Below are 13,204 nucleotides of genomic sequence, written 5' to 3' on the forward strand. Positions count from 1 at the left end.
TTTATCGATTAGGATACACATGGCGCATTTCAAAGCGACTTTGTTCCCAAAGTGGTAGCAAAGCCTGTTTAGCAGCATTTAATTGAGCTTGTGAGAAAGAGATTTTACCATTTTGTATAATCCAAATAAATGTCCGAGTTATTAAATCTGCCTTTAAACTATTCTCGTATTCACAATTATTTATTCTTGCTACTTGCCGATCTAAGCAATCCATAGCATGTTTAAAAGTTAAGTTTTTCCAGTCTATGGAATTGTGAGAAATTTCTTCTTGCGTATTTTTCCACTCAACCCTACACAAATTTCCGATAATATAGTCTATACCTGTTATAGACGAATCAGTATTACGCACCAAATTTGTATAGGCTTGGTAATATGGTTTCAAGAGCGAAGCAGCAATATTGTCCACATATATATATAGCCAAGATTGGATGTCGCGAAGATAAGGTACTAAATCTCTGAGGTTATCAATTTGTTTAATAAGCGCCCGGTCACTTATGTAATTTGTTATTTTAGCCAACAATTCAGCTTCAGATAGTTGATATTTTCCTGAGTAATAATTGATAACTTTTGGAATATATTTCTCTAATAACCACTGTTTGGTATATCTAGCTGTCCAAGTTCCCCGGACTCCAATATCTTGCTGCAATAAGGTTAATTTATCTGTCTCAATAGATTGTAAATTAATATCATTTAGCTCATAGATTATGTTGATTTGATTATTAGGCAATAAATATAAATCACTATCAACTTTGGGTAAGATAAATGTATGATCGCAAACTCCTCGACTGACTCGAATTGATATATATTCTCTATGGAATAGATGCCATTCTGACTTACCTTTAGTATAATCAAATTCATTAGCAAACTGCTGCATTAACTCCCATAATTCTTGTTTTACAGAAAGAAGGATAAAACCGCGACTTTCGGAAAATTTTACAAATTCAAAATTCCATGTTTCTAAAGTATTTTCAAATTCAACTATTAAATTTTTATATTCTTGGCAAACTTCATCAATACACAAACACAAATCTACTGCTTCTAACTCTGATAAGATTAGAGTTGTTTGACCTAAATATACCTCAAAAGTATTTTTATCTAACTGTTTAAAAAACCGACGACATCCCCAATCTGGCTGGGTGTGCAATCCAGTCATTAATTGACCTAAAATATCTTGATGATTTAAGTAAATTTTTAGACCTCTTAAAATGATGCTGCTGAACTCTATTTCACAATTACCCTCTCCAAAAGCTTTGGGTAAATTACATGCGATCGCTACTTTTGTTTTCACAACAATTAAGCGGTAGCCTTCTTTCGTAGTAGAAGGCTCAAAATCACATTGTTCTAAAACATCCTGTAAATCTGGATAGCGTCTGATAAATCTTTCTATTAAGTTATATTTAGTATAAGTTAAAATACTGGGTGTATTTTTATCGATATTTTTAACCAAATCAAAATTGAGTTGATTATAAAAATTTGAGGCAATATCAATATTTCTAAGTGTATCTATATCTAGATCAAATATCGACTCTTCCTGACGGTAACGTAGGCGTTTAAAAACCTTTATTTGATATCCGTTAGTAACTATAAAAAATAGTGGATTAAAATGAATACTATAAAATTTGGCTTGCTCAATAGCGTCATGAAACTTATTTTTATACGGTTCTATTGCTTCAATAAAAATCAGTGAGGTATCTGTATTTTGTTGTTCAATATTATCTGTTGTATAATAAATATGAGCAATTTCTGGATTTTTGCCGTACTTTCCTGATTTAGATGTTTTTAAAGGGTATTCACGATGACATTTCTCTGGATAGCAGAGATAGTGAAACAGTGGCAAAATTAACTTTTCTTTTACATCGTCTTCATTTCGTAAAATCCGATGGTCAAAACCTTGTATCCATGTGATAAATTTTTTAATTGACTCTGGAATAGTCATCAGATAATCTACCTGCGAGATAAGTTTGCTATGCCTTATTTTATTTATTTGTGTAATTAGCAATTTATCAAGTCAGGTTGGATAGTATAGTGATTTTGAATACTATAATGAAACCATTCGTCTTGAACTTGACCTGGTAGCATCTCAATGAGTGTAAAATATGCCCAGCCCTGGCGAATAGAATTCATCCGCCAGTTGCTTTAAGTCGGCAAAGCCGGACGCCAGTCAGCCCCAACTCTTGGAGACGCTACGCGAACGGGGAAGTCAAAAGTCAAAAGTCAAAAGTCAAACATTTTGAACCCCATAAATAAATTTTGGGGCTTGCTATAAGGACGTCGTATTTCTCGCGCCGTGCGTCTTAAAATACATTTTTTTTCTTCTCCATAAATAAATTTAGGGGCTTGTATCCTTTTCTGTTTTGGTCATCAGATAAGGGAAACCCGTCTTCTCCTAAGGGAGACGCAATGATGTTCAGTGCTGGCTACCCAACGCACTGGCTTGGCTATAGCGATCGCAGCTGGCCAATTAAACAACAAAATCAAGAAGCCTTTTTAAGTAGTATTTTTTGAATCCAAAATATATCTGATTAACTAAGTACTTGATTATCCTCCAGGCGCGGTTGCATTGTAGATAACCGAAATTTTATTGTGTGCGATCGCCTAATTAGGATAACCCGATAATTAATAACTCACAACTTGATTTATTAGCACTAATAGTAACTGAATTATTTATATTTTTGGTGAGATATTTTGCAGTATACATAAGTATGAAGTAAGTAAGTTTAAACCGAAATGAAGGGCGTTACAAAATCAAAATATGATTCAGTAACGCCCTTCATTTAATTTATTAAGCCTCGACAATCCAAAGGCTAGCTACACAATTATGGTTGAGATTATATCAGTAAACAAGCTAAAAGGTAGGAAATTAGATGGGCCTTTGATTCCTGAACAAACCACTAATTAAGTAAAGGCAAAAATTTGCGAATTAACCCAATTGTCACTGCTGGCAATTCCAACTGCGGTGTTAACCCCACATCTTCCAACTGTTGAAAAAATCGGATCGCTTGGGGATTAATTTCGGCAAGGCGGCGACCAATTGAGGGCCCTGTAAATTCCGACCTTTGTCCCCAAATAATGGCGGTGGGAGTGATTAACTGTTGAATGTAAAGGGATAAATCAAAGCATAAATCGCCACGGACAAAGGACAGTGCTGCATACTCAGCATTAGGCTGTTGGGCGGATTGTAAATAAGCATCTACAATTTCTTGGTACACTCGATTAGACTGAGCAAATTGCCGTTGCTCTAAGAAGCTGCGAATACCCCCACTGGTGGCGATTCCAGTGCTGTAAAGTAAACGGTCAACAAGGGGAACGCTGACTAACTGGGCAAACAAACTATTGGAGTAGTCTTCGCCAAAGTCGGAAAGTCCTGAGGGGGTAGTGAGAATTAAAGACTTGAATAAATCTGGATGAGCTGCTGCTACTCGAATTGTAAATCCTGCGGTCAAAGAAGAAGCGATCGCTGTTACTGGCCCAGTACAAGTCTGCTCGAAAAACTCCCGAATTGTGGTCAAATAATCCTCAATTTTATAACTCTGTGCTGGATGCTCAGACCTACCCCAACCGATCAAATCTGGCGCAATGACTCGATATTGGGCGGCAAAAGCCGGATAAACTTTCGACCACTCATAAGCAGAAGATCCACCACCAAAGCCGTGTAGGAACACCAAAGTTTCCCGATCATCTTTGGCAGTTACATTGTCCTGCCAAGGTGACCCAGCGCCAGTATAATATACCATTCTACCTAGTGAGGTATTTATGGAGCGTTGTTCAAATCCTAGTGGTTGAAACATAAGTATTTTTTGTTGAATGTAGTGATTATTGGCATAAGTAACATAATAGACCTCTAGGCACGGCCAGACAGAGAAAGTATTTGATAATTTCTTTGCGTCACCCTTACGAGTGATGCTCATACCGACGCTGCCAGAGTGATACCTACTTGTATTTGTTTAGACTTAGAAGACTTGAAGTGTTTTGAAACAGTAGAGCGCCAGTACGAATGCTGGGGAGTAATTTTTCACAATTCTCTAGCAATACAGCCATCAAATCCAGCATTTCCAACCTATTCAGGGCTAACAGTCTTAATGGGAGCGCCTAAAAGCGGATTTTTAGAAGCTACTTTCTTGCGTCCAGTTAGGGACTTCCAGTTAAAAAAACATCCCATCTCCGGGGCGCAAGGCCAAGCGCCCCTACAAATGTACAAATAATTTTGGATAATTTATTTTTTGTCAGTCCCTTAACTCGGTTAATGCTGTCACTAGTACGCTACGGCGTAAATAGAGCAACCATTTAAAATCCCTAAAGAGCTTATTCCATAATACTTTTGACTTTTGACTTTTACTTCGGCTACGCCCTTCTCTACGAGAGGCTGCGCCAACGACGCCGCTCAGGCTAAACTCAGTACAAGTGATTTTTGACTTCCGCCTTGCGGTACTAGTTCACAACGGCTAGTACTTTTTGCCGACGATCGCGATCGCTAACTCTTCGGTCAAACTGCACTACCAAGCGCTAATCTTGCCAATTCAGACTCGGCAATTTCCCCCAATACCTTATTATCCATAACTATGAATAACATCTACAGCGTTACCTTCTGTGCTTTTGATGGTCAATTCACCCCTGATAATTTTCGTTTTTGTCTTTAAATTCGCAAAATTCACGCATTCAAAATTTAAAAAGCCTTTATGCCCTTGCTCTGAGGCATTTAAAATGTTATCTTGATTTCCGCCGTCCTGTACTAGTCTACTATCCGTCCATAAAAACCGGGCATCTTGTGGTTTGGGGCTTCACCCTTTCTTCATCCCTAGTAAAACTTATACAATAGGTAATTTTGTAATCAAGTAGGTAAACACTGTGGCACAGGCTTCGTCTTCTTGGCAGCAATTGATCAACCAGATCCCCATCTGGAACTGGTCGCTGACAAAGTTCAAGACAAAAGGAGCTACAAAGCAGCAAACATTTAAGCGCTTCTCTGGGCCTGGGGGCTTTCTTGGGTTTTTGACAATCGTCGTTGCCATGTTGTTGTGGAACTGGAAACTGCTATTGGCTCTTTTAATCGGCGTTGGGGTAATGGTATTGGTTTACTCAATGCAGGATTGGGACTGGCAATTGCACTGGTCTAAGATCCGTAAGTTCTTAAACAGTTCAAATCGTCGGTTAGCCTTAGCAGTCGTCAGTGGTGGTCTTGCTACTGTCAGCACTTACATGGCAGCTGCAATTTGGGTTGACTCTTACAGTCCCTGGATTGCCGCTGGTGCTATTGTGCAAGGCGTGGGAACCCTGTTAACTTTAATTTTATTGGTATGGCAAATTGTCAACTTCAATGAAAATCGAGAAGAAGACCACCTCGATCACTTGTTGGTGAATTTAACAGAAAAAGATCCATTGAAGCGGTTGATTGCCCTACGTCAACTAACTAAAATCATCAGCCGTAAGCGAGTTGATTCTTCAGTGCAGCAAGATGTTGTCGAATGCTTGCAACTCCTACTCAGTCGAGAGGAGGAAGTTGTGATCCGAGAGGCAGCTTTTAAGAGTTTACAAGCCTGCGATCGCCTACAAGTCCTAGCACCCAAAACAGCAACAACTTTTGTACCCGTATCAGCAAAAGTCAAGCACCACGTTTATTAGTTATTTGCCCCATGCTCAATGCCCCATACCCAATGCTTATTTTCGAGACAGCCGTCCATTGCGAACTTGCACTACCCGATGATTGCATCGCCGCACCAACTGTTCATCGTGGGTGGTAACAATTACTGTAGCCCCAAAGGAATTTAACTTCTGGAGAATCTGGATCACTTGCCAGGAATTATCTGGATCGAGATTTCCAGTAGGCTCATCCGCCAACAGCAGCGGTGGTGTACCAACGATCGCTCGGGCAATACTCACCCGCTGTTGCTCTCCCCCAGACAGTTGATCTGGAAAGCAGTCAGCTTTACTCAGCAAACCCACCAGTTTCAAGGTTGGTTCTAGGCGTCGTTGAATTTCTTTACGGGTATACCCTTGAGCTTGCAGCACAAAAGTTACATTTTCCGCTACTGTTCGTTGGCTAATCAATTTGTAGTCTTGAAACACAATGCCAATCCGTCGCCGCAATAATGACAAGCGATCGCCCCGTAAACCTGTTACATTACATTCGTCAACAATTACTTCTCCCTGTGTGGGTAACTCCTGGCCATAGAGCAGTTTCAAAAGCGTTGATTTACCTGAACCACTTGGCCCGGTGATAAACAGAAATTCTCCCTTTTTTACCTCAAGGTTCGCATTCAACAAAGCGTGAGTGCCGTTAGTATAAGTCTTGGTTACAGATTGCAATTGCACCTTTGCAGTAGTATTACTACCGTGCTGTTGAGTTTCACTGTCCTTTCTATGAACAGAAAAGTCTTTCTTAACTTGAGTTGTTAATACTGGCATTGTTAAATTTTCCTCATACCCACAACCAAACAGTTTGCCGGCTTAGATGTGACATTCCTCTCAAAATAAGGATTCCCAGGTTTCGCCTGGGAATTTAAAATTCAACAAAGAAAATTTAAAATTTTTTAAAGACTTTAGTACAAACTAAGTAATAACACTCAGTACTGATAACTCTTAACTCACCACTCTTAACTAATTGCACCCCTTGCTGTCAAACGATAAACAAACGCTTTCACAGCAAACGCTGGCAAAGCCAACATCCGCCGCCAGCGCCAAGGTTCTTGATAAAGCCGATACAACCATTCCAAATGATTATTTCCTAACCAGGCGGGAGCACGAGTTTTAGTTCCCGACCAAATATCAAAACTGCCACCGACGCCAATCCAAATTGCTTGAGGACACAAATGGCGCTTTTCGGCAATCCATAACTCTTGACGTGGCACTCCCAAACCGACAAAAATTACTTGTGGCTGCAATTGAGCAAGAGTTTGTTGCAATTGTGCTTCTTCTTCTGGGGAATGGTAGCCTGAGTGAGTACCTACTATACTCAAATCTGGAATTTGCTGCTGCCAAAAATCTGCCGCAATTGAGGCCACTCCAGGCGCTGCTCCATAGAAAAATACCTTTGCCCCTGTCTTCTGTTGCCCAAGTTCTTGCAAAAGTTTTTCTGCTAGTTCAATCCCTGGAAAACGCTGCACTTTTTGCCATAACAGCCACCGCAAATACAGAACAACCCCGGCTCCATCTGGAATTACTAATTCAGCATTTTTAATCACCTGAGCTAAGAAATGATTTCGCTCTGCCTGCATAATCATTTCAGCATTGAGCGTTACTACATGAGTTCCTCTGCCTGCGTGCAGGCATTCTAATAACCAGCCTGGATAGTTAGCCATCACATGAACTGGTATTCCCAACACTGAAAATGCTTGATTGCCGTTAGACATAGCCTATTCTTGAATAACTCTCACACCAGATTTCCTTGAATGTTAAGTTTATCAAATTTTTTTAGATTAGAACTTAGGCAGGAGAGATTCCCCCTTACCCTGCAACAATAGAAAGCATGATTAAACTAATTAGTCTTGGGCGCTTGTAGTTGGGCTGAACCAGTCCAAATTTTATTGTTAAGGTGTAATATTCACTCAGTATAAAACGCTCAACTCGCAACTCTGGTTCCGGGAACAGAAGCCCCCACTATACTGCTTGCAGTTAGTGTGGGAGTATGTCACGAAACTCGACTTTACGGTTAAGGTAGTGTAACGGGCTGAAGTTGGCTATGAGTAAAATTCGTATCGCTCTGATTGAAGATCATGATCTAACTCGTGTGGGTATTCGGACAGCATTACTGCAAAAGGATGAAATTGAAGTTGTGGGTGAAGCTGCCAATGCTGCTGAGGGACTAAAAATGTTAAAAATGGTACAACCAGATATTGCCATTGTAGATATTGGTTTACCAGATAAGGATGGCATTGAGCTGACACGGGAGGTAAAATCTACTGCTAATGGGCAGCAGCTAGTCACAAAGGTGTTAATTTTGACGCTGCGGGATAACAAAGAAGCTGTGTTGGCAGCTTTTGCTGCTGGTGCAGACTCTTACTGTATGAAAGATATCAAATTCGATAATTTGCTGGAAGCAATACGAGTAACTTACAATGGCAACGCCTGGATCGATCCAGCGATCGCTCGGATTGTATTACAACAAGCGCAACAAAATCCTCAAAAGTTGGAATCGGCTTTTGTAGATATCAAAACTATTGCATCTAACCCTAATGATGTCGAGAATCTGGAAGGAATTCAACCTTACAGCCTGACAGAAAGGGAGTTAGAAGTGTTACAGTTGATTGTCGAAGGTTGTAGTAATGCTGTAATTGCGGAAAGACTTTACATCACTGTTGGGACTGTTAAAACTCACGTTCGCAATATTTTGAATAAGCTATGTGCCGATGACCGTACCCAAGCAGCAGTCCGCGCCTTGCGTTCTGGGTTAGTTGGATAAACTTAATTTTGGTGTGGAGCAATTGAGGATGATCAAGGGAAACTCACAACTTTGAGAAAGTTATTTCAAAGTGAATGGCTTCTCTGATTTTCTATTATTTATCAGGTGGGATAAACATCACACTATCTCGCTATTCAAATATGTGAAAACTAAAGTCAAATATGGCTGAGATCGGGTTGGAAAAACTTAAGCTCATGGTGGTAGATGATGAGCCAGATAACTTAGATTTACTCTACCGCACTTTTAGGCGAGATTATCAAGTATATAAAGCCAATCATGCCTTTGGTGCTCTGGAAATCTTGGAGCAATTTGGCGAAATGGCGGTGATTATTTCTGACCAAAGAATGCCAGAAATGAGTGGTACGGAATTTTTTAGTCGCACTGTAGAGCGCTTTCCGGACACGATTCGGATTTTGTTAACTGGTTTTACTGATGTCGAAGATTTGGTGGATGCGATTAACTCTGGTCAAGTCTTCAAGTACATTACCAAACCCTGGAATCCAGATAAACTCAGGGCATTAGTTGAGCAAGCCGCTGATACATATCGCCTAGTTAAGAAGCGCACGCAAGAGTTGCGTCGGTCCCTACGGCGAGAATCTTTGTTTAATGCGGTAACAACGGCAATTCGGGAATCTTTAGACTACGACAGTATGCTGCAAAAGATTGTAGCAACTATTGGACAAAGATTTGAAGCTACCAGTTGCTTGCTCAGACCAGTAGAGGGCGATCGCCTGACACAAGACCAGTTCTTATACCGCGATCCTCAATTCCGTGGATCAGATTCCTTCTTCGATCCCAGTCCTTTAATTGAAAAAGTACTGGAAACCCGTCATTATCAACTTGCTCAAGAAATATACGACGGCAACCCCTGTCACCACCTGGTTGTGCCACTTAGCTACCAGCAGCATTTGTTGGCTGTCCTCGCCCTCCACCAATGTGGAGGCGATCGCCTCTGGCAAGACGAAGACATCCAACTGATTGCAGGTGTTGCCGAACAAGCAGCCTTAGCCCTCTCTCAAGCAAAACTCTACCAGCGTCTCCAAGAAAAGCAACAGCAGATTCATAATGAGTTGGAAGTAGCTCGCCAAATTCAATACAACTTGCTACGCCAAAGTTTACCTGACATCAAAGGTGTGAAGGTGCAAGCCTGCTGTTACCCGGCGCGAGAAGTCGGAGGCGATTTTTTTGAAGTTTTTGTTCATCCCAAAGGTGATTTGTGGCTAGCAGTGGGTGATGTCTCTGGCAAGGGCGTCCCAGCTGCTTTATTTATGGCTAGTATTATTTCAGTTTTGCGCCGGGAATTATCTCAAGAAGCACCAGCCGAGCCGAATGTGGTCATGCAAAACCTCAACCACGCTCTCAGTGAAGATTTAATTAGTAACAATTATTTCATCACTCTTGTGTTAGCATGTTATACCCCTACCACAAAGGAACTCGTCTACACTAATGCCGGTCATATCTATCCACTGTTATGGTCACGCCAAGGCGCTTTAGCCGACAATCCCAATTACCTCAAAGTCCGTAGCGTTCCTTTAGGGATCTTGCCCAAGTGGCAGGCACAGTCTGGTCGCTTGGTTCTCGCTGCTGGAGACACATTGTTACTAGCCAGCGATGGAATTACAGAAGCAATGGTATCAAATAATTGTGATCCATCAGTAGAAGCTGGGTCTAGCGTTGAGTCAGTTAATCGTTCTATGCTGAATCAAGATGGTCTTTGGCAACTGTTACAAGAAGAGCAACAACCACTTTCTCTTAACCATTTACTAGCTCGCATCCAGGCAGATAACCACGTTCAAGAAGACGATCAAACTATACTTTCGCTGGAGATTTTGTAAGTAATGAAAAGTGAGCTTCATGTACCAAGCGACTTGAATTTTCTGAATATTGTCGAAAACTGGTTGCTGGGATGTTTGAAAATCCAGTTAGGAGATTCTGTGGATTGGTCGCGGCAATCAAGTCGTTTGAGACTGGCTTTGGTGGAAGCCTACTCAAATGCAGTCCGTCATGCCCACAAGGACAAACCAAATTTACCGATTTTATTGCGTTTGGAAGTCAAAGATCGGGATCTTGCCCTAGAAATTTGGGACTACGGCGAAGGCTTTGATATGTCTACCTACTACGCTCCAAATCCTATGGAAAAACAAGAAGGTGGTTATGGTTGGCTAATTATGAATCGTCTCATGGATAAGGTGGATTATCAGTTGCAGATTAATGGTGCCAACTGTCTCAAGTTAGAAGCTACTTTACCCGAATTAGTTCAATAGACAAAACTTACTATTTTTCAAGTAATCTGATTTATACGAATTTTCAATGCCGAGATTTTGTTTTGGGTATAAGCACACATCTTTTAAGTAACTATACTTATTATTCGCTAATTTTCACGACGTAAAGAAAGTAACTCTTGGGGAGAAGCTAAAAGTTTGATTCTAGTATACAAAATTTGCCGTTGTTGATTGAGGATAAATAGCCACAAGAGATTCACACTACACCATGAGGTTTGTGCTTTGCCTGTTATTTGAACTTGGATATCACCATTTTCTAGAGTCTCAGTTATTCCTGTGTTGGGATAAGCTTTAATGTTTTGGCCTTCTTGTTTCAAGTAGGCTGCGATCGCATCTGTCCCCACAATATCAGATTCAAATGGTGGACGCATCACACCATCTACCGCAAATAAGGCAGCAGTTGCCTCAAATTCTCCTGCATTTAAGGTTTCAAAATAACGCAGTACACTTGTTTCTGTAATTCCCTCAATCTGGAATTCTTCTTTAAACTGCGCTGGTGATCTAAATTCAGCAGATGTCATAGAATTACCTGTATTATCCTGGCTAAATATTAATTTCAATACAAAAATCGGTAAAAAGAAAGCCGCTATTGAGATAGATTGCCATATATGTACAAATCTTTCTCACGATAGAAGTTTTGCTCAGACAAATCTCAAATAGCATCTTCTGAATAATTAGTTACTAGGATATAATAAAATTTATATGTAGATAAAGCAACAAATCTTAATAAAAGGTATTGACTACGTAATGTATGATTTACATGCCTTTAGTTAGGCAAAATCCAAATAAAAAAATGAATCAGTATTCCGTAACAAGCAGCAGTGTAGTAAAAGAGAGAGCCAGCGAGTTGGGCTTTCACAAAGTTGGAATTGCTGCTGTCGATCGGGTAGATGCCACAGAAGCGCAGAGGTTACAAGCATGGATTGAACTGGGTTATCACGCCGAGATGGAATGGATGGCTAACCCAAAACGTCAGGATATCCACTTAGTCATGCCAGAAGCGCGATCGCTAGTGTGTGTGGCGCTAAATTACTATACACCACATCAACGTCCCGAAGGCGAGGAATACGCCAAAATATCCCGTTATGGTTGGGGAAGGGATTATCACAAGGTAATGCATAAAAAACTCAAGCAGCTATCTACATGGTTAGAATCACTTGATCAAGGTGTACGAACTCGTTATTATGCAGACACTGGCCCAGTGCAAGATAAAGTGTTGGCTCAACTTGCCGGCATTGGTTGGATTGCCAAAAATGGTAATGTGATTACACCGGAATTTGGCTCTTGGGTATTTTTGGGAGAAGTGTTGACAAATTTGGAATTAGAGAGCGATCGCCCTCATACAGAACACTGCGGTAGCTGTACTCGTTGTCTTCAGGCTTGTCCTACGGGTGCAATTACTCAGCCTTTTGTCGTGGATGCTAATCGCTGCATTGCTTATCATACGATTGAAAATCGGGCAGAGGAATTGCCACAGACACTCACACCTCATTTGCAAGGCTGGGTTGCTGGTTGTGATATTTGCCAAGATGTTTGTCCTTGGAATCAACGTTTTGCCAGCACAACTGATATTGAAGACTTTCAGCCTTATCCTGGGAATATTGCTCCTCAACTGCTAGAATTAGCCCAAATCTCAGATCAGGAGTGGGATAAACGATTTCCAGCATCTGCCTTGCGGCGGATTAAGCCAGAAATGTTACGACGCAACGCCCTAGCTAATCTTGACGCATCCAGGCGAAAGAATGACCCCGAAAGTAATTATTTTTGATTTTGATGGCACTATTGCTGATACAGTAGATGCCCTTGTTAGTATTGCTAATCGTCTAGCTGTAGACTTTGGTTATAGACACATAAGTCCAGAGCAATTAGCCCTCCTTAAAAACTTAACATCTAGAGAAATTATTAAGTACTCAGGAGTTTCTCTATTTAAGATCCCTTTTCTAGTTAAAAAAGTTAAAGGGGAATTAAAAAACAAAATCCCAGAATTAAAGCCCATTCCGGGAATTAAAGAAGCATTAATGGAACTCCAAAACCAAGGATATAAACTGGGCATTATCACTTCTAATTCTAAAGAAAATGTTACGCAATTCCTGACAATTAATGATTTAAATCATTTATTTGATTTTATCTACTCAGGAATTACAATTTTTGGCAAAACAACCATAATCAATAATGTATTGAGGCAAAATCAACTCAAACCTCAAGAAGTTATTTATGTCGGAGATGAAACCAGAGATATAGAAGCATCAAGAAAAGCAAATATCCAAGTGATTGCAGTGACTTGGGGTTTTAATTCACCAGAAGTACTAGCCAAGCAAAATCCAGATTACTTAATTCAGCGACCTAGCGAACTACTTGAAGTGATGAATGGTCGCTAATTGATCAATAATCAAAAGTCGATAGTAAAAATCTTAACTATTGGCGATTGACCAAAACAGTAAAGAGGGCAACATCTACCAATGCCGAAAACTTCAATTTTAATATTTGTGACATTGCCCACCCAACAAAATAGCAAGATATTAGGAAA

The 13,204-nt window shown here is 40.4% G+C and carries 11 protein-coding genes and 1 pseudogene; 7 read left to right on the forward strand and 5 right to left on the reverse strand.

Going from position 1 to position 13,204, the window contains the following annotated elements; genetic code table 11:
- Nucleotide 1 precedes the first annotated feature (1 nt).
- Both V7K49_RS06755 and V7K49_RS06760 read right to left on the reverse strand, forming a co-directional pair.
- Nucleotides 2–1,936, reverse strand: coding sequence for a hypothetical protein (locus V7K49_RS06755; RefSeq protein ID WP_335204959.1), 1,935 nt, complete (start codon nt 1,934–1,936; stop codon nt 2–4).
- A 955-nt stretch (nt 1,937–2,891) separates the two neighbouring features.
- Nucleotides 2,892–3,788, reverse strand: coding sequence for an alpha/beta fold hydrolase (locus V7K49_RS06760; protein ID WP_334869175.1), 897 nt, complete (start codon nt 3,786–3,788; stop codon nt 2,892–2,894).
- 138 nt (nt 3,789–3,926) lie between these two features.
- Between V7K49_RS06760 and V7K49_RS06765 the strand changes: the two are divergent.
- Nucleotides 3,927–4,130, forward strand: a pseudogene (locus V7K49_RS06765) (hypothetical protein); the annotation flags it as partial.
- Nucleotides 4,131–4,845: 715 nt separating this feature from the next.
- Entirely contained in the window at nt 4,846–5,619 is a 774-nt protein-coding gene (locus tag V7K49_RS06775) for an armadillo-type fold-containing protein (protein ID WP_335204960.1), read from the forward strand.
- A gap of 36 nt (nt 5,620–5,655) precedes the next feature.
- On the opposite strand, the gene ftsE is transcribed toward V7K49_RS06775, so the two are convergent.
- Together ftsE and V7K49_RS06785 are read right to left on the reverse strand one after the other, a co-directional pair.
- Nucleotides 5,656–6,402 carry a cell division ATP-binding protein FtsE gene (gene ftsE, locus V7K49_RS06780; RefSeq protein ID WP_335204961.1) on the reverse strand — a complete coding sequence of 249 codons (747 nt, stop codon included), beginning with the start codon at nt 6,400–6,402 and terminating at the stop codon, nt 5,656–5,658.
- Between the two features lie 188 nt (nt 6,403–6,590).
- Nucleotides 6,591–7,346 carry a WecB/TagA/CpsF family glycosyltransferase gene (locus V7K49_RS06785; RefSeq protein ID WP_335204962.1) on the reverse strand — a complete coding sequence of 252 codons (756 nt, stop codon included), beginning with the start codon at nt 7,344–7,346 and terminating at the stop codon, nt 6,591–6,593.
- A 329-nt stretch (nt 7,347–7,675) separates the two neighbouring features.
- Here V7K49_RS06785 and V7K49_RS06790 point away from each other — a divergent pair, with 329 nt between their 5' ends.
- The 3 genes from V7K49_RS06790 to V7K49_RS06800 all read left to right on the forward strand — a co-directional run bounded on the left by V7K49_RS06790 (nt 7,676) and on the right by V7K49_RS06800 (nt 10,659).
- Nucleotides 7,676–8,395 (forward strand): response regulator transcription factor, encoded by a 720-nt coding sequence (locus V7K49_RS06790; protein ID WP_334721400.1) that lies wholly within the window; start codon nt 7,676–7,678, stop codon nt 8,393–8,395.
- Nucleotides 8,396–8,556: 161 nt separating this feature from the next.
- Nucleotides 8,557–10,230: a SpoIIE family protein phosphatase gene (locus V7K49_RS06795; protein WP_335204963.1), complete on the forward strand. Its 1,674-nt coding sequence runs from the start codon at nt 8,557–8,559 to the stop codon at nt 10,228–10,230.
- Nucleotides 10,231–10,233: 3 nt separating this feature from the next.
- Nucleotides 10,234–10,659: an ATP-binding protein gene (locus tag V7K49_RS06800; RefSeq protein ID WP_273763103.1), complete on the forward strand. Its 426-nt coding sequence runs from the start codon at nt 10,234–10,236 to the stop codon at nt 10,657–10,659.
- A 107-nt stretch (nt 10,660–10,766) separates the two neighbouring features.
- Here the strand turns inward: V7K49_RS06800 and V7K49_RS06805 are convergent, their stop codons facing one another.
- Nucleotides 10,767–11,198: a ketosteroid isomerase family protein gene (locus V7K49_RS06805; protein WP_335204964.1), complete on the reverse strand. Its 432-nt coding sequence runs from the start codon at nt 11,196–11,198 to the stop codon at nt 10,767–10,769.
- Nucleotides 11,199–11,470: 272 nt separating this feature from the next.
- Between V7K49_RS06805 and queG the strand changes: the two genes are divergently transcribed.
- Both queG and V7K49_RS06815 read left to right on the forward strand, forming a co-directional pair.
- Nucleotides 11,471–12,445 carry a tRNA epoxyqueuosine(34) reductase QueG gene (gene queG, locus V7K49_RS06810; RefSeq protein ID WP_335204965.1) on the forward strand — a complete coding sequence of 325 codons (975 nt, stop codon included), beginning with the start codon at nt 11,471–11,473 and terminating at the stop codon, nt 12,443–12,445.
- Complete coding sequence (locus tag V7K49_RS06815; RefSeq protein ID WP_335204966.1) at nt 12,420–13,055, forward strand: HAD-IA family hydrolase; 636 nt, start codon at nt 12,420–12,422, stop codon at nt 13,053–13,055. Before queG ends, V7K49_RS06815 begins: the two co-directional genes overlap by 26 nt.
- Nucleotides 13,056–13,204: the final 149 nt, after the last annotated feature.

Source organism: Nostoc sp., from assembly GCF_036919675.1.
In the GTDB taxonomy this organism is placed as follows: domain Bacteria; phylum Cyanobacteriota; class Cyanobacteriia; order Cyanobacteriales; family Nostocaceae; genus Nostoc.